The organism is Cupriavidus sp. 05N40 (assembly GCF_056397305.1).
In genome coordinates this window covers 1-19,035 of record NZ_JBFTND010000138.1, presented here as the reverse complement: position 1 = coordinate 19,035, position 19,035 = coordinate 1, and the positions used below count along the sequence as shown (strand labels likewise).

The following is a 19,035-nucleotide window of genomic DNA, read 5'->3' as shown; positions in this document are numbered from 1 at the left end:
GAACCACAGGCCCCACCACGAAACCTCCAGCCTCAGTAACACTGTTCGGCTCTGCCCCTGCCGGCCAGGCAGTCCGCTTTCTTTGCCTACTTTCTTTTCGGAAAAAAGAAAGTAGGTCGCTCCGGGGGAGCGAAAGCCTTTGACTTTGAAGTTGACTTTGACTTCGAAACACAAGCACCAACCGCAAGACACCAGCACACCAAGCCAACGCAGTTGAAGCGCAGGAGCCAACCCGCAAGCCACAAGCCACAAGCCCCTCCACCAAGAGCCTATACCACCGAGACTAACCCCTTGATTCTGTGGAAAAACACCAAATCAAGACCAAAACCCATCACCCTGCCCCCAAACCCCCATTCCCCATCCCGTCTAAAATACAGCCCTCCCCCCACCAACCAGAATTCCAAAATGCGTCTCCTCCACACCATGCTCCGCGTCGGCGACCTCCAGCGCTCGATCGACTTCTATACCCGCATCTTCGGCATGCAACTGCTGCGCCAGAGCGACAACCCGGAATACAAGTACCGCCTGGCCTTCGTCGGCTACGGTCCCGAATCCGAGACGGCCGTGCTGGAACTGACCTACAACTATGGTGTCGAGCAGTACGAGATGGGCACGGCCTACGGGCATATCGCGCTGGAAACCGATGACGCGGCGGCCGCCTGCGAGCGCATCCGCGCTGCCGGCGGCAATGTCGTGCGCGAGGCGGGTCCGGTCAAGGGCGGCACCACGGTGATCGCCTTCGTGGAAGACCCGGACGGCTACAAGATCGAACTGATCGAGCGCCACTCCACGCGCGACTCGGCACGCCCCTGAGTGGGCGCGTCCGTGCTGAACCGCCGCCCGCTGGACGGCACTGCCGTCAGCCTGATGGTGCTGCTATGCCTGGCCTGGGGACTGCAGCAGGTGGTGATCAAGGCGAYCGCGCCGCTGATGGGGGCGGTGCTGCAGGCGGGCGTGCGTTCGGCGGTGGCTGCGTTGCTGGTGTTCGGCTTCGCGGCCTGGCGCCGCATTCCGCTGTGGAGCCGGGACGGCACGCTGGGCGCAGGGCTCCTGGCGGGCCTGCTGTTCGGCGCCGAATTCTTCTGCATCTTCGTCGGGCTCGGCCACACCACGGCTTCGCGCATGGCGGTGTTCCTCTACACGGCGCCCATCTTCACGGCACTCGGCCTRCATGTGACGGTGGCCGGCGAGCGGCTGCGCCGCGGGCAATGGCTGGGCGTCGGACTGGCCTTCTGCGGCATGGCGCTGGCCTTCGCCGACGGCATCGCCGCGCCGGCCGCGCATGGCGGCAGCACCTTGCTGGGCGATGCGCTCGGTATCGTGGCGGGTTTCCTGTGGGCGGCCACCACCGTGGTGGTCCGCGCCAGCAAGCTGGCTTCGGCGGCGCCGAGCAAGACCTTGCTCTACCAGCTGGCGGTGTCGGCGGTGATGCTGCTGGCGATGGCGATGGCCGCGGGCCAGCACCTGCAGGCGCGCGTGGATGGCATGGTGATCGCCAGCCTGTTCTATCAGTCGGTGCTGATCGCCTTCGCCAGCTACCTGACGTGGTTCTGGCTGCTGCGCCAGTACCTGGCGTCGCGCCTGTCGGTGTTTTCCTTCCTGACGCCGCTGTTCGGCGTCGCCTTCGGCGTGGTGCTGATGCACGACGCCGTCGGCATGCGCTTTGCGGTGGCGGCAGTGCTGGTGCTGGCCGGGATCGTGCTGGTCAACCGGCGCGCCTGAACGGCGCGCCGCGTTGCGGCTTCAGAAGCGGAACATCCCCAGCGCGTCGCGCACTTCATCCAGCGTGCGCTGGGTGATGCCGCGCGCCTGGTCCGTACCGTGGCGCAGGATCTCGAACACATGCTGCGGGTCCTTGGCCAGCGCTTCGCGGCGCTCGCGGATCGGCGCCAGCAGCGCCTGCAGCACGCCTTCGAGCCGGCGCTTGAGCACCATGTCGCCCAGCCCGCCGCGGCAATAGTGTTCCTTCAGTTCCGCCACCTCGTCGACCGCCTCGTCGAACGCATCCAGGTAGGTGAACACCACATTGCCCTCCACCTGGCCCGGATCGGACACCTTGAGATGATTGGGGTCGGTGTACATGCGCATGACCGCTTCCTTGATCTGCTCGGGCGTGGCCGCGAGCGGGATCGCATTGCCTTGCGACTTGCTCATCTTGGCCTTGCCGTCGACACCCGGCAGGCGGCCGAAGCGCGGGATCAGCGCCGCTGCCTCGGGCAGCAGCTCGCGCCCGACCTGATGGTTGATGCGGCGCGCGATCTCGTTGGTCTGCTCGATCAGGGGCGCCTGGTCCTCGCCCACCGGCACCACCTCGGCCTTGAAGCCGGTGATGTCGGCGGCCYGCGCCGCCGGATAGCACAGGAAGCCAGCCGGGATGTCGCGCCCGAAGCCGCGCGCCTGGATCTCTTCCTTGATGGTCGGGTTGCGCTCGAGCCGGGCCACCGTGACGAAGTTGAGGTACATCAGCGTCAGTTCGGCCAGCGCGGGCAGGTGCGACTGCACCGTGATGGTGGTCTTGGCCGGGTCGATGCCGACCGCCAGGTAGTCCAGCGCCACCTCCAGCACATTGCGCCGCACCTTGTCGGGATCGTGCGCGTTGTCGGTCATGGCCTGGGTGTCGGCCAGCAGCAGGTATTGCTGGTGGGAATCCTGCAGCGCCACGCGGCTCTTGAGCGAGCCGACATAGTGGCCCAGGTGAAGCTGGCCGGTGGGACGGTCGCCGGTGAGGATGACCTTGCGCCTGGGCGCCTGCGTTTCGCTAGTCATGGCATTTCCTTGGAGAGGTGTCGCCGCGCAGCGGTCCGGCGGGAATATGCGCCTGCCGGCCGGGCTGCGGCGGCTGGAGTCGGAATCGGTGGATGACGACGCGCCGCTCGCTTCAGCGGCGGCGCCAACGATGGATCGGGGTCAGGACGGCGCGCATCGTGCTGGCGGTCTCAGGCGGGCGGCATTTCGAGCTGGCGCGCCAGCCCGACATATTCGGCCACGGGCACCTCTTCGGCGCGGCGCCCGAGATCGAAGCCCAGCGCGTCGAAATCGACCTGGTCGCGCAGCATCGACAACGTATTGCGCAAGACCTTGCGCCGCTGCGAAAACGCCGCGGCGACCACGTCGCCAAGCACGGTCAGGTTGCAGGCCGGATAGGGCGAGCGCAACTGGCCATCGGCCTGGCGCGGCCAGGGAATCATGCGCACCACGGCGGAATCGACCTTGGGCGGCGGATTGAACGAGGCCGGCGGCACATCCAGCACATGTTCCATGTGATAGCGGACCTGCAGCATGATCGAGAGCCGGCCGAAAGCCTTGCTGCCGGGCTCGGCCACCATGCGCTCCACCACCTCCTTTTGCAGCATGAAATGCTGGTCGCGCACCTGGTCGGCAAAGGTGGCGAGGTGGAACAGCAACGGGCTGGAGATGTTGTACGGCAGGTTGCCGACGATGCGCAGGGGCTTGCCGGCCTCGTGCAGCTTGCCGAAATCGAAGGCCAGCGCGTCGCCGGCATGGATCGCCAGACGCTCGCCGTAGCGGCGGCGCAGCCGCTCTACCAGGTCGCGGTCGAGCTCGACCACCTGCATCTGCGGCAGGCGCTCGAGCAGCGGCTGGGTCAGTGCGCCCAGGCCCGGCCCGATCTCGACCAGGATGTCGCCGGGTTGCGGGTCGATGGCGCTGACGATGCCATGGATGATGCCGTCATCGACCAGGAAGTTCTGCCCGAATCGTTTGCGGGCCACATGGCCCTGGTGTACGTTGGAACGCATAGGTCTCTCGTCGGGCGTCAGCGGGTTGCCGCCGCCGGCACGGCGCGGGGGCGGCCGCCGGCGTGGCCGGCCATGGCAACGGCATTGCGGATCGCCTCGATCATGCTGCCGTGTTCGGCGCGGCCGCTCCCGGCCAGGTCCAGCGCCGTGCCGTGATCGACCGACGTGCGGATGAAAGGCAGGCCCAGCGTGATATTGACGCCGTGCCCGAAGGTGCCGTATTTGAGCGGCGCCAGGCCCTGGTCGTGGTACATCGCCAGCACGCAGTCGGCCGCGTCGAGATGGCGGGGCTGGAACAGCGTATCGGCGGGATAGGGGCCGCGCGCATCGATGCCGGCATCGGCAGCCTCGGCCAGCGCGGGGATGATCACGTCGATCTCCTCGTGGCCCATATGGCCGCTTTCGCCGGCATGCGGGTTGAGTCCGGTCACCAGGATGCGCGGGCGGTCGATGCCGAAGCGGCTACGCAAGTCGGCATCGATGATGGTGAGCGTCTCCACCAGCATCGGTACGTCCAGCGCGTCCGGCACGGCGCGCAGCGGCAGGTGCGTGGTGGCCAGCGCGACACGCAGGATGGCGTTGGCGTGGGCCGGCTGCGGGCCGGCCAGCATCATGACCACGCGCGCCACGCCGGCGCGCTCGGCCAGRTATTCGGTGTGGCCGGTGAAGGGCACGCCGGCATCGTTGATGGTGCTTTTCTGCACCGGCGCCGTGACCATGCCGGCATAGCGCGCGACGCCGTCCGCGCCGGGCGTGCAGCCGTCGATGGCATGGTCGAGCAAGGCCAGCACATAAGCGCCGTTACGCGCATCGAGCCGGCCTGCGTCGCACGGCACCGCCAGGGCGATGTCCTCGCACACCACGCTGCCGTCGGCCAGGCGATGCGCCCAGGCATGGCCCACGCCGAGCGCGGCCGCGCGCGCGGCCAGCAGGCGCGCGTCGCCGATCACATGGAAGCGCACCTGAGGATGCTGGCCGGCCAGCTGCAGCAAGGCGCCRACAGTGATGTCGGGACCAATGCCGGCAGGTTCCCCGGTGGTGATGGCTAGCGCGAGCGGCTTGGACATGACGCGGGTGCGGTCCGTCAATTCTCGGAGCGCTGGCGGTTGACGCGGTATTCCACGTAAGCCGCCTGGCGCAGCTGGCGCTGCCAGTCTTCATAGGCCGCGCGGATCTTCTGCTCGCGTACTTCGGCACGGGCGAAATCTCGCTGCTTCTCCGGAGACATTTCGGTCTCGCGGCGGTTGATGACCTGGATCAGGTGCACGCCGAACTGGCTGACCACCGGCTCCGAGACCTCGCCCGGACGCAGCCGGCCCATGGCCTGCTCGAATTCGGGCACCAGCTCGCCGGGCGACACCCAGCCGAGGTCGCCGCCGTTCTGGGCGGAGCCGTCCTGGGAGAAGCGGCGCGCGGCATCGGCAAAGTCGCCGCCATGCGTGATGCGGTCGCGCAAGGTGCTCATCTGGCGGCGCGCCTCGGCCTCAGGCATGTTCGGGCCGGTGCGGATCAGGATATGGCGCACCTGGGTCTGGGTGATGTGTTCGCCAGCCGCCGGGCTCGGCGATGCCGGCGGCGCGGTGCGCTTGGCCACCAGCTTGAGCACGTGGAAGCCGTTGGCGCTCTCGATCACCTGGGGCGCCACCGCGCCGGTCTGCATGTCGAGCACGGCATTGGCGAACAACGCCGGCAGCCGGCCGATCTCGCGGAAGCCCAGCGAGCCGCCCTGGGCGGCTTCGGGCGCGTCGGAGGACTGCGCCAGCTTGGCGAAATCCGCACCGCCCTGGGCCTGCTTGAGCAGGTCCTCGGCCTTGGCGCGCAGCGCGGCCTTCTGGGCATCGGAGGCATCTCCCGGCACGCGCACCAGGATCTGGGCAACGTTGTATTCGGTGGGACCGCTGGCGGCACTACCCTGGCCACCGCGCGCGGCAAGATAGTTGTCGATCTCGCCATCGTAGACCTGGATCTTGGAGTCCACTTCGCGCTCGCGCAGGCGGATCACCTGCACCTGCTTGCGCAGCTCGTCGCGGTACTTGGTCCAGGTCATGCCGCTGCGCTCGACCTGCGAACGCAGCTCGGTCACGTTCATGCGGTTCTGCTGCGCCACGGACTCGACCGCGCGGTCGACTTCCTGGTCGGTCACCTTGATGCCGGCTTCCTGCGCGGCCTGCGTCTGCACGCGCTCCATCACCAGCCGTTCCAGCACTTCGCCGAGCAGGTCGGCGCGCGCCGGCACCGGACGGTTGGCGGCGCGCAGCTGTCCTTCGATCTCGTCGGCGCGGTCCAGCAGTTCGCGCCGGGTGATCACGCTGCTGTTGACGATCGCCACCACCTCGTCCACCAGTTGCGAGCGCTTGGCGCTCGCGCCGGGCTGCGTCACGCCCAGGCGCGGCTGGCTCGGCGAGGGGCTGCTGTCGCCCGCCTGGGGCACGAAGATGCCGGTCGCGCGCTGCGTCGACGGCGCCTTGAGCTGGGCAGTCGCAGGCAGTGCGAAAGCGGCCAGCAGCGCGGCCAGCAGCAGGCTATTCCAGCCGGTCAGGCTGGACGGCAGGTTGGAGATCGCGTTGCTATCTTGACGTTTCATCATGGTCCGTCATTCGTAATGGTCGAGCTGGGATGGAATTACCGGGTTGGCGGTGACGGGCTCATAACCCGGCACGTTCAGCCGCAGCACATCCAGCGGATTGGAGCCGATCTTGGACAGTCCGCGGAACTCCACCTGGAAGAAGATGCGTCCGGTGTAGCCTTCCGTGGTATTGCGGAAACGCTGGTAGACGAGACGTCCCACCCAGCAGTCCGCTGCATATTCGAAACCGGCCAGGGCATCGACGAGCTGGCTCGCGTTCAGGTCGAACGCGACCCGGCCGATGCCGTAGGTGCGCTGGGTCAGCGGCCACTGGCTCGAGATCTCGAACTGGTCGATGGYGGTATTGTCCGTCACCGAGGTCGGGCGCCGGTAGCGGTAGCCGACGTTAAGCGTCTTGCGCGGCTCAGGCCGCCACGCGAAGGCGAGATTCGAATAGATCACGCGATCGCTGTCCGGGTTGTATTGCACCCCGGCATCGAGATAGTAGCCGCGGAACAGCTGGATCGTGGTGGCCGCCAGCAGGTCGGAGTAGCCGGCCTTGCCGATCGGGTCCGTGCCGTTGATCTGCACGCGCTGGCCGGTCAGGTCGAAGCGCTGCGCGATGGTGCCGCGGAAGCGCTCGACTCCGCTGCCCGCCTCGATCAGGCGCGTGGTCACGCCCGCCGTGATCTTGTTGTTGTCGGCGATGCGGTCATAACCGGTGAACGGGTTCTCGCTGAAGATCTGCCCGTAGCCGAAGTCCGACTGCACCGTATCGAACAGCGGGAACTGGCTCTGGTCGCGGAACGGCGTATAGACGTAGAACAGGCGCGGCTCCAGCGTCTGCACATAGTTCACGCCGAACAGCCGGCTGACGGTCGGCGCGTCGCGCTCGAAGGTCATGCCGGAGTCCAGGCTGACGGTCGGCAGCGACCGGCTCAGGTTGGTGGGCGATCCCGCGGCTACCGTACCCGGCTCCATCTGGTACTGGGTCACGTTGAACGACACCTTGGGCGTGACGAACCAGCCAGGGCGAACGATCGGATAGCTGATGGACGGCTGGATGAAGAAGCGGTCGCCCTGCGGTTGCTGCGTGCCGTCCGTGGTCAGCGGAATACGGAAGCGGGAAAAATCGGACTCCACCTGCACGTCGAAGCCGCCCAGATCGTATCGCGTGTAGCGACCGTTGATCTGCGGGACACGCTCGTACGATGGCTGGCTTGGCGCGAGCGTCTGGAATTTCTGCACCCGCGCGAGCAGCGAGAAGTCTTGCCAGCTGTAGGTGACGCCACCTTCCTGCACATACTGGCGTTGCGTCGCCTGCGTCACCGAGCGGGTAAGGTCGTCGGGATACTGGTCGTCCGATACCTTGTTGACGTTGACGTACGCGGTCAGCCCCTTGGCGATCGCCTGCGTGTGCTGGATCGAGTATGCCCAGCGGTTGGTCTTCGTCTTCTGGTCGTCCGGCAGGATTTCGGCGCGGATGCGCCCGGCATAGCCGTCGCCGACATAGCGGTAGTCGCCACCGAGCTGGAAGCCGCGCGAGCTGAGATAGCGCGGAAAGACAGTCAGGTCGCGGTTGGGCGCAATGTTGAAGTAGTACGGAGCCGTGAGGTCCATACCCGAGCGCGAGCTGTAGCCAAACAGCGGCGGCAGCAGCCCGCTGCGGCGCTCGCTGTTGAGCGGGAAGCTGAACACCGGCGCCGCCGCGATCGGCACGTTGAAGAAACGCAGCACGCTGCCGTAGGCGGTGCCCACCTGGCGATCGCTGTCGATATCGAGCTCGCGCGCGCTGAAATACCAGTCAGCATTGTCTGGCGAGCAGGTGGTATAGGTCGCGCGCTTGATCGTGGTGACGTTCTTGTCGATGAAGTCCATGCGCTCGGCCTTGCCCGAGCCGCCGGTCTGCTGGAAATAGTAGTCCGGCGACAGCATGTAGCCTTCGTTGGCCTCGACCCTGAGCCGGGCCTCCGGCCCCACCGCCAGCGAGCCGTCGCGCGCCACGCGCGCATTGCCGTGGACGAAGGCCTCGTCGCTGTCCTGGTCGTAGGTGAGCTTGTCGCCCTTGACCACGCCGCCGCCGCGCCGCAGCTCGGCATTGCCYTCGAGCTCCACGCCACGCTCGTTATAGCCGTTCATGCGGTCGCCCGAGACAAAGGTGGGCGGGTTCGCGTCGGGCGCCGACGGCTGGGCCTTGGTACCGCCCGGCTCGGCCAGGCGCGGGACCAGCTCGCCCGACACCGGCGGCGCCTCGGGCACCCGTTCGACGGCGGGTTCGGCCACCGGCAGGTCCGGAATGGCGGAACTCACCGTCTGCGCCTGCGCGCACACCGACCAGCCGGCCATGGCCAGCACGAGCGGGCGCAGTGCGCTGCCGGGCCGTCGCGCCGAGGTCTTGCTTGCCTTCTGAATCGGTGATCGTCGTTGTTCGGTCATGCGAGCGGGTCATGGGTCAGAGCGGCGGCGGCGGCCCAGTGGCCGCCAGCCGCCGCCGGAGCAAGCTTGCGGGCCAGTGGAAGCCCGCCCGGGGCCGCCCCGGGGCCCGGTGCTGGTCGGGTATTATACGGGGCATCCTATTCTCCCTTTCCGGCATGGCAGCTCTTCCTCTCGACCCGCGTCTCGACCAGCTCAAAGTCTGGGTATCCGGACTCGGTCCGGCCTGGTCCGTCGACCCCGCCTCCTGCGCTCCGGCTTCGGCCGATGCGAGCTTCCGCCGCTACTTCCGCGCCAGCACCGGCAACCCGGCATATCCGAGCGTCATCGTGATGGATGCGCCGCCCGCGCAGGAAGACTGCCGTCCGTTCATCCATGTCGCGTCACTGTTCGGCGAGGCCGGCGTGACCGTGCCCAAGGTGCTGGCGCAGGACCTCGGACAAGGCTTCCTGCTGCTGAGCGATCTTGGCAACACCACCTATCTGTCGCGGCTCGACCCGGCCAGCGCGCGCCATCTCTATGGCGACGCGGCCGCCGCGCTGATCCGCATCCAGGCGGCCACCCGCCCCGGCACCCTGCCCGCCTACGACCGTGCGCTGCTGCAACGCGAGCTCGACCTGTTCCCGCAGTGGTACATAGCCAGGCACCTCGGCGTCACGCTGACCGGCGCCCAACAGGAAGACCTGGCCGAAGTGATGCAGGCGCTGATGGCCAACAACCTGTCGCAGCCGCAGGTCTATGTCCACCGCGACTACCACTCGCGCAACCTGATGGTCCTCGATGGCGAGGCCAATCCAGGCATCCTGGATTTCCAGGACGCGGTGATCGGCCCCATCACCTACGACGCGGTCTCGCTGTGGCGCGATGCCTATATCGAATGGGAAGAGCAAGAGCAGCTCGACTGGGTGATCCGGTACTGGGAGCGCGCGCGCAAGGCCGGCTTGCCGGTGGCCGCCGATTTTGGCGACTTCTACCGCGACTTCGAGTGGATGGGCCTGCAGCGACACCTCAAGGTACTCGGCATCTTCGCCCGGCTTTATCACCGGGATGGCAAGGACGGCTACCTCGCCAACCTGCCGCTGGTGCTGAAATACGCCCGCCAGGTAGCCGGCCGCTATAGCGAGCTGCGCAAGCTGGTGCGCCTGTTCGACGCCCTCGACGGCGCCGAGCGCCCGGTCGGCTTCACCTTCTGATGGCCACGACGCAAGGCACGCCACCCGCCGTCACCCGCCGCGGCGAGTGGTGGGCCGGCGTGCGCGCGCTTGCGCCCATGCTGCTCGGCGTGGTGCCGTTCGGCCTGATCTACGGCGTGCTGGCGGTGAACGCCGGCATGCCCGCCTGGCTGGCCTGCGCCATGAGCGCGGTCGTGTTCGGCGGCGCTTCGCAGATGATCCTCACCCAACTGTGGGCGGCCGGCACGCCGGCCGTGCTGGTCGCGGTCACGGTGGCCATGGTCAACCTGCGCCATGCGCTCTACTCGGCCACCATTGCCCCGGCGCTGGCCCACCTGCCGCGCCGCTGGAAGGCGCTGATCGCCTACCTGCTGACCGACGAAGCCTTTGCCGCCATGACCCGCCGCCTGGCCGACGACGGCGAGCACCGGCGCTACCGCCACTGGTTCTTCTTCGGCGCGGGCTTCGCGCTGTGGGCCAGCTGGCAGGTCTCGACGCTGGCCGGCGTGCTGGTGGGCGCCCAGGTGCCGCGCGACTGGCCGCTCGATTTCTTCCTGCCGCTCACCTTCATCGCCATCATCGTGCCGGGCATCAAGCACCGCTCGCATGCCGCGGCGGCACTGGTGGCGAGCGCGCTGGCAGTGGCCTGCTTCGGCATGCCGCACAAGCTCGGGCTGATGGTGGCGGCGCTGGGCGGCATTGCCGCGGGCATGCTGCTGCGCGGCGGCAGCCACGGCGAGCGCAAGGGCGGCGCCACGGAGCCCGCCGCATGAGCCAGATGTCCCTGCTGCTGGTGTTCCTCGGCGCCGGCCTCGCCACCTTCCTGATCCGCCTGTCCTTCATCGCCGTGGAAGGACGCGTGCGGCTGCCGCCGTGGTTCCGCACCGCGCTGCAGTTCGTGCCGGCGGCCATGCTGTCGGCGCTGATCGCGCCCGACCTGCTGATGCGCGACGGGCAGCTCGCCCTCGGCCTGGACAATGCGCGCCTGCTTGCCGGGCTGGTAGCCATCGTGATCGCCGCCCGCACGCGCAGCATCGGCTGGACCATCGCGGGCGGCATGGCCACCCTGATCGGGCTCACCTACTGGCTGAACCACCTCCCGAAATGAACGCACGAGAGACCCCACGAGAGCCTGCCTTGAAGGCCATGATCTTTGCCGCAGGGCGCGRCGACCGCATGCGCCCCCTCACCGACAGCTGCCCCAAGCCGCTGCTGCCGGTGGGTGGCAAGCCGCTGATCGTCTGGCAGGTCGAAGCGCTGGCGCGCGCCGGCTTCGCGGACATCGTCATCAACCACGCCTGGCTCGGGCAGCAGATCGAAGACGCGCTCGGCGACGGCAGCCGCTTCGGCGTGCGCCTGGCCTACTCGGCCGAGGGCAGCGCGCTGGAGACCGCCGGCGGAATCGCCCAGGCGCTGCCGCTGCTGAGCATGGCGCCGGCACGCGGCGACATCTTCCTGGCGGTGTCAGGCGACATCTGCACCGACTACGACTACCGCGCCCTGCTGCCGCGCGCGCGCGCCATGGCCGGCGCGCCCCGCCCGCGCATGCACCTGGTGATGGTGCCCAACCCGCCGTTCCACCCGGGCGGCGACTTCGCCCTCGGCGCCGACGGCCTGCTGCTGCCCGCCGGCACGGCCGGTGCGCCGGACCTGACCTTCGGCAATATCGGCCTTTACGACACGCGGCTGTTCACCGCCATCGAACCCGGCCAGAAGGTCGCCATGACGCCCTACTACCGCGCCGCGGTGGCCGCGGGCCTGGCCAGCGGCGAACGCTTCGACGGCGCCTGGGAAAACGTCGGTACGCCGGCCCAGCTCGCCACCCTGGACACTGCCCTGCGCGCCAGGCCGGGCGCCGTCCCCGCGGCAATGCGCTGACCCGCCCCAATGGCGGCGGCGTAGAATCGAACCTGTTTCCCAATCCACGTGGCCACATACATGACCGCTCCCGATTCCGCCCTTCTTTCCGCCTGTCGTGACCGCCGCGCCCGCGTGCTGCAGCAGTTGCGCGCCGCCGGCGGCGGCGTGGCGATCCTGCCCACCGCGCCGGAAGCCATGCGCAACCGCGACAGCGACTACCCTTATCGCCACGACAGCTACTTCTACTACCTGACCGGCTTCACCGAGCCGGAGGCCGTGCTGGTGCTGGTGGCGCCGGCCTCCGGCCCCGACCGCAGCGTCCTGTTCTGCCGCCCCAAGCACGAGGAACGCGAGATCTGGGACGGCTTCCGCTACGGCCCGCAAGGCGCGCAGGCCGCCTTCGGTTTCGACGAGGCGCACTCGGTCGAGGAGATCGACGCGCTGCTGCCGCCGCTGTTGGCCAACCATGCCGTGCTGGCCTACCCGCTGGCCGCCGCGACCCGCACCGACATGCAGGTGCGCCGCTGGCTCGACAGCGTGCGCATGCAGGGTCGCGCCGGCGTGACCGCGCCGGCCACGGCACTGGACATCCGCGCCATCCTCGACGAGATGCGCCTGTTCAAGGATGCCGGCGAGATTGCCGTGATGCGCCGCGCGGGCGAGATCTCGGCACAGGCCCACGTGCGCGCCATGCGCGCGTCGCGCCAGGGCCTGCGCGAGTACCACCTCGAGGCCGAACTGCTCTATGAATTCCGCCGCCACGGCGCGCAGAGCGTAGCCTACAACTCGATCGTCGCCACCGGCGCCAATGCCTGCGTGCTGCACTACCGCGCGGGCCCCGCCGAACTGCGCGACGGCGACCTGTGCCTGATCGACGCCGGCTGCGAGCTCGATGGCTATGCCTCGGACATCACCCGCACCTTCCCTGTGTCGGGCCGCTTCTCGCCGGCCCAGCGCGAGCTCTATGACCTGGTGGTGGCCGMGCAGGAAGCCGCCATTGCCGAGACCCGGCCCGGCGTGCCCTACAACGTGCCGCACGACGTGGCCACGCGCGTGCTGGCGCAGGGCATGCTAGACACCGGCCTGCTCGATGCCAACCGCTGCGGCAATGTCGATGACGTGCTCGCCAGCGGCAGCTACCGCCAGTTCTACATGCACCGCACCGGCCACTGGCTCGGCATGGACGTGCATGACGTGGGCGAATACCGCGTGCCGGGTGCCGCGCCGGCGGAGGGCGAACGCCCCTGGCGTCCGCTCGAGCCCGGCATGGTGCTGACCGTGGAGCCGGGCATCTATGTGCGCCCGGCGCAAGACGTGCCGGAGCGTTTCTGGCATATCGGCATCCGCATCGAAGACGATGCGGTGGTGACCGCCGACGGCGCCTGTGAGCTGATCACGCGCGGCGTGCCGGTCAAGGCTGACGAGATCGAAGCGCTGATGCGCGAAACCGGAGGTGCACGATGATTGGCTGGCTACGCAAGGTCCTTCCCGCCGGCGGACGCGCCAACGCGCCGCGCACGCATCACCACGACCCCGCGCAACCGTTCGTGATCAACCTGTACGACGACCGCGTGGTGGTACACCGCCCCGACGGCCAGCGCGAGGAGATCGAATGGGACGTGCTCGAGCGCGTGGTGGTGCGGGTATCGAACCGCGAACCATGGGCCGGCCCGGCCTGGCTGATCCTGGTCGGCGACCGCGCCGCTGACGGCGCCCAGCGCGGCTGCGTGGTGCCGCTCAACGCGGTCAACCAGGGCGCGCTGGTGGAGCGCCTGCAGGCGCTGCCCGGCTTCAGCCAGCAAAAGCTCGACAACGCGCTGCGCGACGCGGCGGCCGGCAAGCATCGCACCGACGCCAATCTGTGGAAGCGCGGCGCACAGCCGGAGCCGGGGGCAGGCGATGCAAGCGATGCAGGCGATGCGCATGAGCCCGGCCAGCACTGACGGCGCCACGGGCGCGGATATCGCCATCGTCGGCGCCGGGCCGGTCGGCCTTGCGCTGGCCTGCCTGTTGCTGCGTGCCAGCCCCTGGCGCGTGGCACTGGTCGATGCTGCCACGCCCGCGCGCGCGGCGCGCGACCCGCGCGCCATTGCGCTGTCCCACGGCAGCCGCCAGTTGCTGGAACAGATAGGCGCGTGGCCACGCATGGTGACGCCCATCGAGCACATCCATGTGTCGCAGCGCGGCCGCTTCGGCCACGTCCGCCTGCATCACGACGACTACGATGTGCCGGCGCTCGGCTATGTGGTGCGCTACGGTGAGCTGTGCGGCGCGCTCGAACGTGCGCTGGCCGCCGCGAGCCAGGCCGCCGCCGGCGGCGAAACGCGCCTGGTGCGCGCCTACGATACGCGCATCGACCATATCGAGCAGCACGGCGCCGGTGCCTCCGGTGCCGCCGGCGAGGCGGACGGCGTGCGCCTCGCCGGCCATGCGCACGACCGCCAGCCCGCCGCGTTTGCCGCGCGCCTGGCGGTGCAGGCCGAGGGCGGACTCTTTCAGCAGCAGCCCGACAGGCCGGCGCAAGGCGCGCGGGCGCAGGCCTTCAGGCGCGACTACCGCCAGACCGCGGTCATCGCCCATGTGGTCTGCTCGCGTCCGCAGCCGGGCTGGGCCTGGGAGCGCTTTACCGAAGAAGGGCCGCTGGCGCTGCTGCCCTACGAGGAACAGCACGGCGAGCCAGGCTACGCGCTGGTCTGGTGCTGCCCGCCGGAGCAGGCCGCGCGCCGGCTCGCGCTGCCCGACGCGGAATTCCTCGCCGAGCTCGAACAGGCGTTCGGCGAGCGCATGGGGCGCTTTATCGCCATCGGCAAGCGCCATGCCTTTCCGCTCGGACTCAACGCCGCGAAGATCACCGTGGACGGCCATGTGGTCGCCATCGGCAATGCGGCGCAGACGCTGCATCCGGTCGCCGGCCAGGGCCTGAACCTGGGGCTGCGCGACGCCTTCGCGCTCGGCGCCGCGCTGCGCACCGATTGCAGCCCGCAGGCCCTGCAAGCCTTCGCCGCGAAGCAGAGGGTGGACCGCGCCGCGACCATTGGCGTGACCGACCTGCTGCCCAGGCTGTTCGGCGTTTCCTATCCGCTCGCCGCGCATGCCAGGGGTGCGTCGCTGGCGGCACTCGCCTGCCTCGGACCGCTCAAGGATGCGCTGGCGCGGCAGATGATGTTCGGGATGCGGCGCTGACGGCGTTTTCCGGCTTGCCGCTGCGACGCGCGAGGCTCTCGCCTGCCGGGAAGACCGTGCCGCGCCATCCCTCCCCTGCCGATTATTTGCTCAAAACTTAAGCAACGCGCCTGGTTTGGCGGTAAAATCCTGCCCTCGCACATGCCCCTCGACACCGCCGAGCACCGTTTCGGCAGGGCATGCCATTTCCATTTTGTCTCGTTGCGGGCCGCCTTGCCGGCCCACGCCAGTCCCTAATTCGTCGCTATCGTGCAAATCGGCCCGCACCAGCTCCGCAACAACCTGTTCGTCGCGCCCATGGCCGGCGTGACGGATCGTCCCTTCCGCCAGCTCTGCAAGCGGCTGGGCGCGGGCTATGCGGTGTCCGAAATGGTCGCTTCCAACGCACAGCTGTGGAAGAGCGAGAAGACCATGCGGCGCGCCAATCACACCGGCGAGGTCGAGCCGATCTCGGTGCAGATCGCCGGCGCCGAGCCGGCGATGATGGCCGAGGCGGCACGCTACAACGTCGATCGCGGCGCGCAGATCATCGACATCAACATGGGCTGCCCGGCCAAGAAGGTGTGCAACGTCGCGGCGGGCTCGGCGCTGCTGCAGAACGAGCCGCTGGTGGTGCGCATCGTCGAGGCGGTGGTCGCCGCCGTCGGCGACCGCGTGCCGGTCACGCTCAAGATCCGCACCGGCTGGGACCGCCAGAACCGCAATGCATTGCGTATTGCGCACATGGTGCAGGAAGCCGGCATCAGCATGCTGACCGTGCACGGCCGCACGCGCGCCGATCTGTACAAGGGCGATGCCGAGTACGAGACCATTGCCGCCGTCAAGGCGGCGCTCTCGATCCCGGTGGTKGCCAACGGCGACATCACCTCGCCGCAGAAAGCGAAGCACGTGCTGGCGGTGACCGGCGCCGACGCCATCATGATCGGCCGCGCGGCGCAGGGCCGGCCCTGGCTGTTCCGCGAGATCGAGCACTATCTCGCCACCGGCGAGCTGCTGCCGTCGCCGGAGGTGGCCGAGATCCGCGCGATCATGAACGCGCACCTCGAAGACCATTACGAGTTCTACGGCGAGTTCACCGGCGTGCGTACCGCGCGCAAGCATATTGCCTGGTACACGCGCGGACTGGCCGGCGCCAACCTGTTCCGTCACCGCATGAACACCCTGGACAGCAGCACCGCCCAGCTCGCCGCCGTCAATGCCTTCTTCGACGAGCAGGCGCTGCTGTCGGACCGCCTGGTCTACGTGGACGAAGGCGCGGCCGGTCCGGACGCAGAAGAAGACGACCGCAACGGGTCGAACAACAACAAAAACGGGGAGTTGCTTGCCGCATGAGCCGCAACGCTATCGACCAGTGCATTCGGGACAGCCTGAGTGCCTATTTTCGCGACCTGGACGGCGAAGAGCCGTCGAATATGTACAACATGGTGCTCGAAGCCGTGGAACGGCCTCTGCTGGAGGCAGTGATGGCGCGCGCCGAGCGCAACCAGTCGCTCGCCGCCGCCTACCTGGGCATCAATCGCAATACGTTGCGCAAGAAATTGCAGCAGCACGGTTTACTTTGAAGTGTTCCCCACAGCCATGATCAAGCAAGCCCTCCTCTCCGTATCCGACAAGACCGGCATCGTCGACTTTGCCCGCGAGCTCAACGCGCTGGGCGTGACGCTGCTCTCCACCGGCGGCACCGCCAAGCTCCTCGCCGAAGCCGGCCTGCCGGTCACGGAAGTGGCCGACTATACCGGCTTCCCCGAAATGCTCGACGGCCGCGTCAAGACCCTGCACCCCAAGGTGCACGGCGGCATCCTGGCGCGCCGCGACCTGCCCGAGCACATGGCTGCGCTGGCCGAGCACGACATCCCCACCATCGACCTGCTGGTGGTCAACCTGTACCCGTTCCAGCAGACCGTGGCCAAGGATGACTGCACGCTGCCGGACGCCATCGAGAACATCGACATCGGCGGCCCCACCATGCTGCGCTCGGCGGCCAAGAACCACCGCGACGTCACCGTGGTGGTGGACCCCGCCGACTACGCGCCGGTGCTGGAAGAAATGCGCGCCAACGCCAGCAGCGTCGGCTACGAYACCAACTTCCGCCTGGCCACCAAGGTGTTCGCGCACACCGCGCAATACGACGGCGCCATCACCAACTACCTGACCAGCCTCGGCGCCGACAAGTCGCACCAGGCCCGCAGCGCCTACCCGCAGACGCTCAACCTGGCCTTCGAGAAGGTGCAGGAAATGCGGTACGGCGAGAACCCGCACCAGTCGGCCGCCTTCTACCGCGACCTCAAGGGCTTCGACGGCGCGCTGGCCAACTACGTGCAGCTGCAGGGCAAGGAACTGTCGTACAACAACATCGCCGATGCGGATGCCGCGTGGGAATGCGTCAAGTCGTTCGACGCCGCCTACGGCGCCGCCTGCGTCATCATCAAGCACGCCAACCCGTGCGGCGTGGCAGTTGGCGCCAACGCGCTGGAAGCCTACGAGAAGGCCTTCAAGACCGACTCGACCTCGGCCTTTGGCGGCATCATCGCCTTCAACGTGGAACTGGACGAAGCCGCCGCGCAGGTGGTGGCCAAGCAGTTCGTCGAAGTGCTGATCGCCCCGTCGTTTACCGCCGGCGCGCGCGCGGTGTTCGCCGCCAAGCAGAACGTGCGCCTGCTGGARATCCCGCTCGGCAAGGGCGGGAACCAGTATGACTTCAAGCGTGTCGGCGGCGGCCTGCTGGTGCAGGGCCCGGATGCCAGGAACGTGCAGCGCGAAGAACTGCGCGTGGTGACCAAGCGTCATCCCACGCCGAAGGAAATGGACGACCTGATGTTCGCCTGGCGCGTGGCCAAGTTCGTCAAGTCCAACGCCATCGTGTTCTGCGGCGGCGGCATGACGCTGGGCGTCGGCGCCGGCCAGATGAGCCGCGTGGATTCCGCCCGCATCGCCAGCATCAAGGCGCAGAACGCCGGCCTGACGCTGGCCGGCTCGGCGGTGGCGTCGGATGCCTTCTTCCCGTTCCGCGACGGCCTGGACGTGGTGGTGGACGCAGGCGCCACCTGCGTGATCCAGCCGGGCGGCTCGATGCGTGACGATGAGGTGATTGCGGCTGCGGATGAGCGTAATATCGCCATGGTGCTGACCGGCACGCGCCACTTCCGCCATTGATGCCCCGAGCCTGCCCGGCGACGCCGCCGCGCAGGTTCCCCCGGCCGCATCCAGAGGCTGTTTCGCAGCGCCCGCAAGCAGGGGCGCCAGCGAAACAGCCTTTGTCATTGCAGCGCGGCGCACAAGCTACAATCCCCCCATCTTCCATCTGCGCGCAAGCCGAGCCAGCCCCACACCCATGCGTATCCTCGGCATCGACCCCGGCCTCCGCACCACCGGCTTCGGCGTGCTTGAAAAGCACGGCAGCAAGCTGAGCTACATCGCCTCCGGCACCATCAAGAGCGACGGCCAGACCGACCTGCCGACTCGCCTCAAGACCCTGTTCGACGGCATCAGCGAGGTGGCGCGCACCTACGCGCCGGACTGCGCCGCGATCGAAAAGGTGTTCGTCAACGTCAACCCGCAATCCACGCTGCTGCTGGGCCAGGCGCGCGGCGCGGCGATCTGCGGGCTGGTGGGCAATGGCCTGCCGGTGTTCGAGTACACGGCGCTGCAGCTAAAGGTGGCGGTGGTGGGTTACGGCCGTGCCAACAAGGAGCAGGTGCAGGAAATGGTGATGCGCCTGCTGAGCCTGAACGGACGGCCAAGTTCCGACGCCGCCGATGCGCTGGGCGTGGCGATCTGCCACGCCAACGGCAGCAATACGCTGGGCGCGCTGACGGGACTGGCGCCCGAACTGGTGCGCAAGGGCATGCGCGTACGGCGCGGCCGGCTGATCGGCTGAGCATTGTGCCGCGGCGGCGCCAGGGCCGCTTACAATCGGCCGGTTGCCTGCCCGAGGATGCCAATGTCCCGCTCGTTCGCCAGCCCCCGCCTCCTGCGTTCCTCCGCTTCTTCCGCTTCTTCCCGCTCGCTGCGCCTGCCCGCGCTGCTGTCGGCCATTGCCGCGGCATTGCTGGCGGCCTGCGCC

At 68.4% G+C, this 19,035-nt stretch carries 18 protein-coding genes; 13 read left to right on the top strand and 5 right to left on the bottom strand.

From position 1 onward, the window contains the following. The first annotated feature begins 405 nt into the window (after nt 1-405). Both gloA and AC1DO7_RS27350 read left to right on the top strand, forming a co-directional pair. Nucleotides 406-813 carry a lactoylglutathione lyase gene (gloA, locus tag AC1DO7_RS27355; RefSeq protein WP_441624075.1) on the top strand — a complete coding sequence of 136 codons (408 nt, stop codon included), beginning with the start codon at nt 406-408 and terminating at the stop codon, nt 811-813. A 54-nt stretch (nt 814-867) separates the two neighbouring features. After that, complete coding sequence (locus AC1DO7_RS27350) at nt 868-1,722, top strand: DMT family transporter (RefSeq protein WP_477116774.1); 855 nt, start codon at nt 868-870, stop codon at nt 1,720-1,722. Nucleotides 1,723-1,743: 21 nt separating this feature from the next. Here the strand turns inward: AC1DO7_RS27350 and trpS are convergent, their stop codons facing one another. The 5 genes from trpS to AC1DO7_RS27325 form a co-directional block, all read right to left on the bottom strand. After that, the gene (gene trpS, locus AC1DO7_RS27345; protein WP_477116773.1) at nt 1,744-2,766 is read right to left on the bottom strand and encodes a tryptophan--tRNA ligase; all 1,023 of its coding nucleotides are present in this window, start codon (nt 2,764-2,766) and stop codon (nt 1,744-1,746) included. A 170-nt stretch (nt 2,767-2,936) separates the two neighbouring features. Continuing rightward, nucleotides 2,937-3,758 (bottom strand): 16S rRNA (adenine(1518)-N(6)/adenine(1519)-N(6))-dimethyltransferase RsmA, encoded by an 822-nt coding sequence (rsmA, locus tag AC1DO7_RS27340; protein ID WP_441624071.1) that lies wholly within the window; start codon nt 3,756-3,758, stop codon nt 2,937-2,939. Between the two features lie 17 nt (nt 3,759-3,775). Next, entirely contained in the window at nt 3,776-4,825 is a 1,050-nt protein-coding gene (gene pdxA / locus AC1DO7_RS27335) for a 4-hydroxythreonine-4-phosphate dehydrogenase PdxA (protein ID WP_441624069.1), read from the bottom strand. A gap of 17 nt (nt 4,826-4,842) precedes the next feature. After that, a complete protein-coding gene (locus AC1DO7_RS27330; protein ID WP_441624077.1) occupies nt 4,843-6,342 on the bottom strand; it encodes a peptidylprolyl isomerase in 1,500 nt (499 codons plus the stop codon). A 9-nt stretch (nt 6,343-6,351) separates the two neighbouring features. After that, complete coding sequence (locus AC1DO7_RS27325) at nt 6,352-8,760, bottom strand: LPS-assembly protein LptD (protein WP_477116772.1); 2,409 nt, start codon at nt 8,758-8,760, stop codon at nt 6,352-6,354. A 155-nt stretch (nt 8,761-8,915) separates the two neighbouring features. On the opposite strand from AC1DO7_RS27325, the gene AC1DO7_RS27320 reads away from it, so the two are divergent. From AC1DO7_RS27320 to ruvC, 11 genes are all read left to right on the top strand, one after another. Next, nucleotides 8,916-9,950: an aminoglycoside phosphotransferase family protein gene (locus tag AC1DO7_RS27320; protein WP_441624065.1), complete on the top strand. Its 1,035-nt coding sequence runs from the start codon at nt 8,916-8,918 to the stop codon at nt 9,948-9,950. Then, complete coding sequence (locus AC1DO7_RS27315) at nt 9,950-10,702, top strand: AzlC family ABC transporter permease (RefSeq protein WP_441624063.1); 753 nt, start codon at nt 9,950-9,952, stop codon at nt 10,700-10,702. Before AC1DO7_RS27320 ends, AC1DO7_RS27315 begins: the two co-directional genes overlap by 1 nt. Then, on the top strand, nt 10,699-11,037 hold the full coding sequence (locus AC1DO7_RS27310; protein WP_441624061.1) for an AzlD domain-containing protein: 339 nt from the start codon (nt 10,699-10,701) through the stop codon (nt 11,035-11,037). Before AC1DO7_RS27315 ends, AC1DO7_RS27310 begins: the two co-directional genes overlap by 4 nt. A gap of 29 nt (nt 11,038-11,066) precedes the next feature. Next, nucleotides 11,067-11,807 carry an N-acetylmuramate alpha-1-phosphate uridylyltransferase MurU gene (gene murU / locus AC1DO7_RS27305; RefSeq protein WP_477116771.1) on the top strand — a complete coding sequence of 247 codons (741 nt, stop codon included), beginning with the start codon at nt 11,067-11,069 and terminating at the stop codon, nt 11,805-11,807. A gap of 60 nt (nt 11,808-11,867) precedes the next feature. Further along, nucleotides 11,868-13,253, top strand: coding sequence for an aminopeptidase P N-terminal domain-containing protein (locus tag AC1DO7_RS27300; protein ID WP_477116770.1), 1,386 nt, complete (start codon nt 11,868-11,870; stop codon nt 13,251-13,253). Next, nucleotides 13,250-13,732, top strand: a complete 483-nt coding sequence (locus tag AC1DO7_RS27295) for a hypothetical protein (protein WP_441624056.1) — start codon at nt 13,250-13,252, stop codon at nt 13,730-13,732. The genes AC1DO7_RS27300 and AC1DO7_RS27295 overlap by 4 nt, the downstream gene beginning before the upstream one ends. Further along, nucleotides 13,713-14,972 carry a UbiH/UbiF/VisC/COQ6 family ubiquinone biosynthesis hydroxylase gene (locus AC1DO7_RS27290; protein ID WP_441624054.1) on the top strand — a complete coding sequence of 420 codons (1,260 nt, stop codon included), beginning with the start codon at nt 13,713-13,715 and terminating at the stop codon, nt 14,970-14,972. The genes AC1DO7_RS27295 and AC1DO7_RS27290 overlap by 20 nt, the downstream gene beginning before the upstream one ends. 249 nt (nt 14,973-15,221) lie before the next feature. After that, a complete protein-coding gene (dusB, locus tag AC1DO7_RS27285) occupies nt 15,222-16,304 on the top strand; it encodes a tRNA dihydrouridine synthase DusB (RefSeq protein WP_441624053.1) in 1,083 nt (360 codons plus the stop codon). Beyond that, entirely contained in the window at nt 16,301-16,534 is a 234-nt protein-coding gene (locus AC1DO7_RS27280) for a Fis family transcriptional regulator (protein ID WP_017225335.1), read from the top strand. Before dusB ends, AC1DO7_RS27280 begins: the two co-directional genes overlap by 4 nt. Nucleotides 16,535-16,550: 16 nt before the next feature. Further along, nucleotides 16,551-18,125 (top strand): bifunctional phosphoribosylaminoimidazolecarboxamide formyltransferase/IMP cyclohydrolase, encoded by a 1,575-nt coding sequence (gene purH / locus AC1DO7_RS27275; protein ID WP_441624051.1) that lies wholly within the window; start codon nt 16,551-16,553, stop codon nt 18,123-18,125. A 178-nt stretch (nt 18,126-18,303) separates the two neighbouring features. After that, the gene (gene ruvC / locus AC1DO7_RS27270; protein WP_441624050.1) at nt 18,304-18,849 is read left to right on the top strand and encodes a crossover junction endodeoxyribonuclease RuvC; all 546 of its coding nucleotides are present in this window, start codon (nt 18,304-18,306) and stop codon (nt 18,847-18,849) included. Nucleotides 18,850-19,035 lie beyond the last annotated feature (186 nt).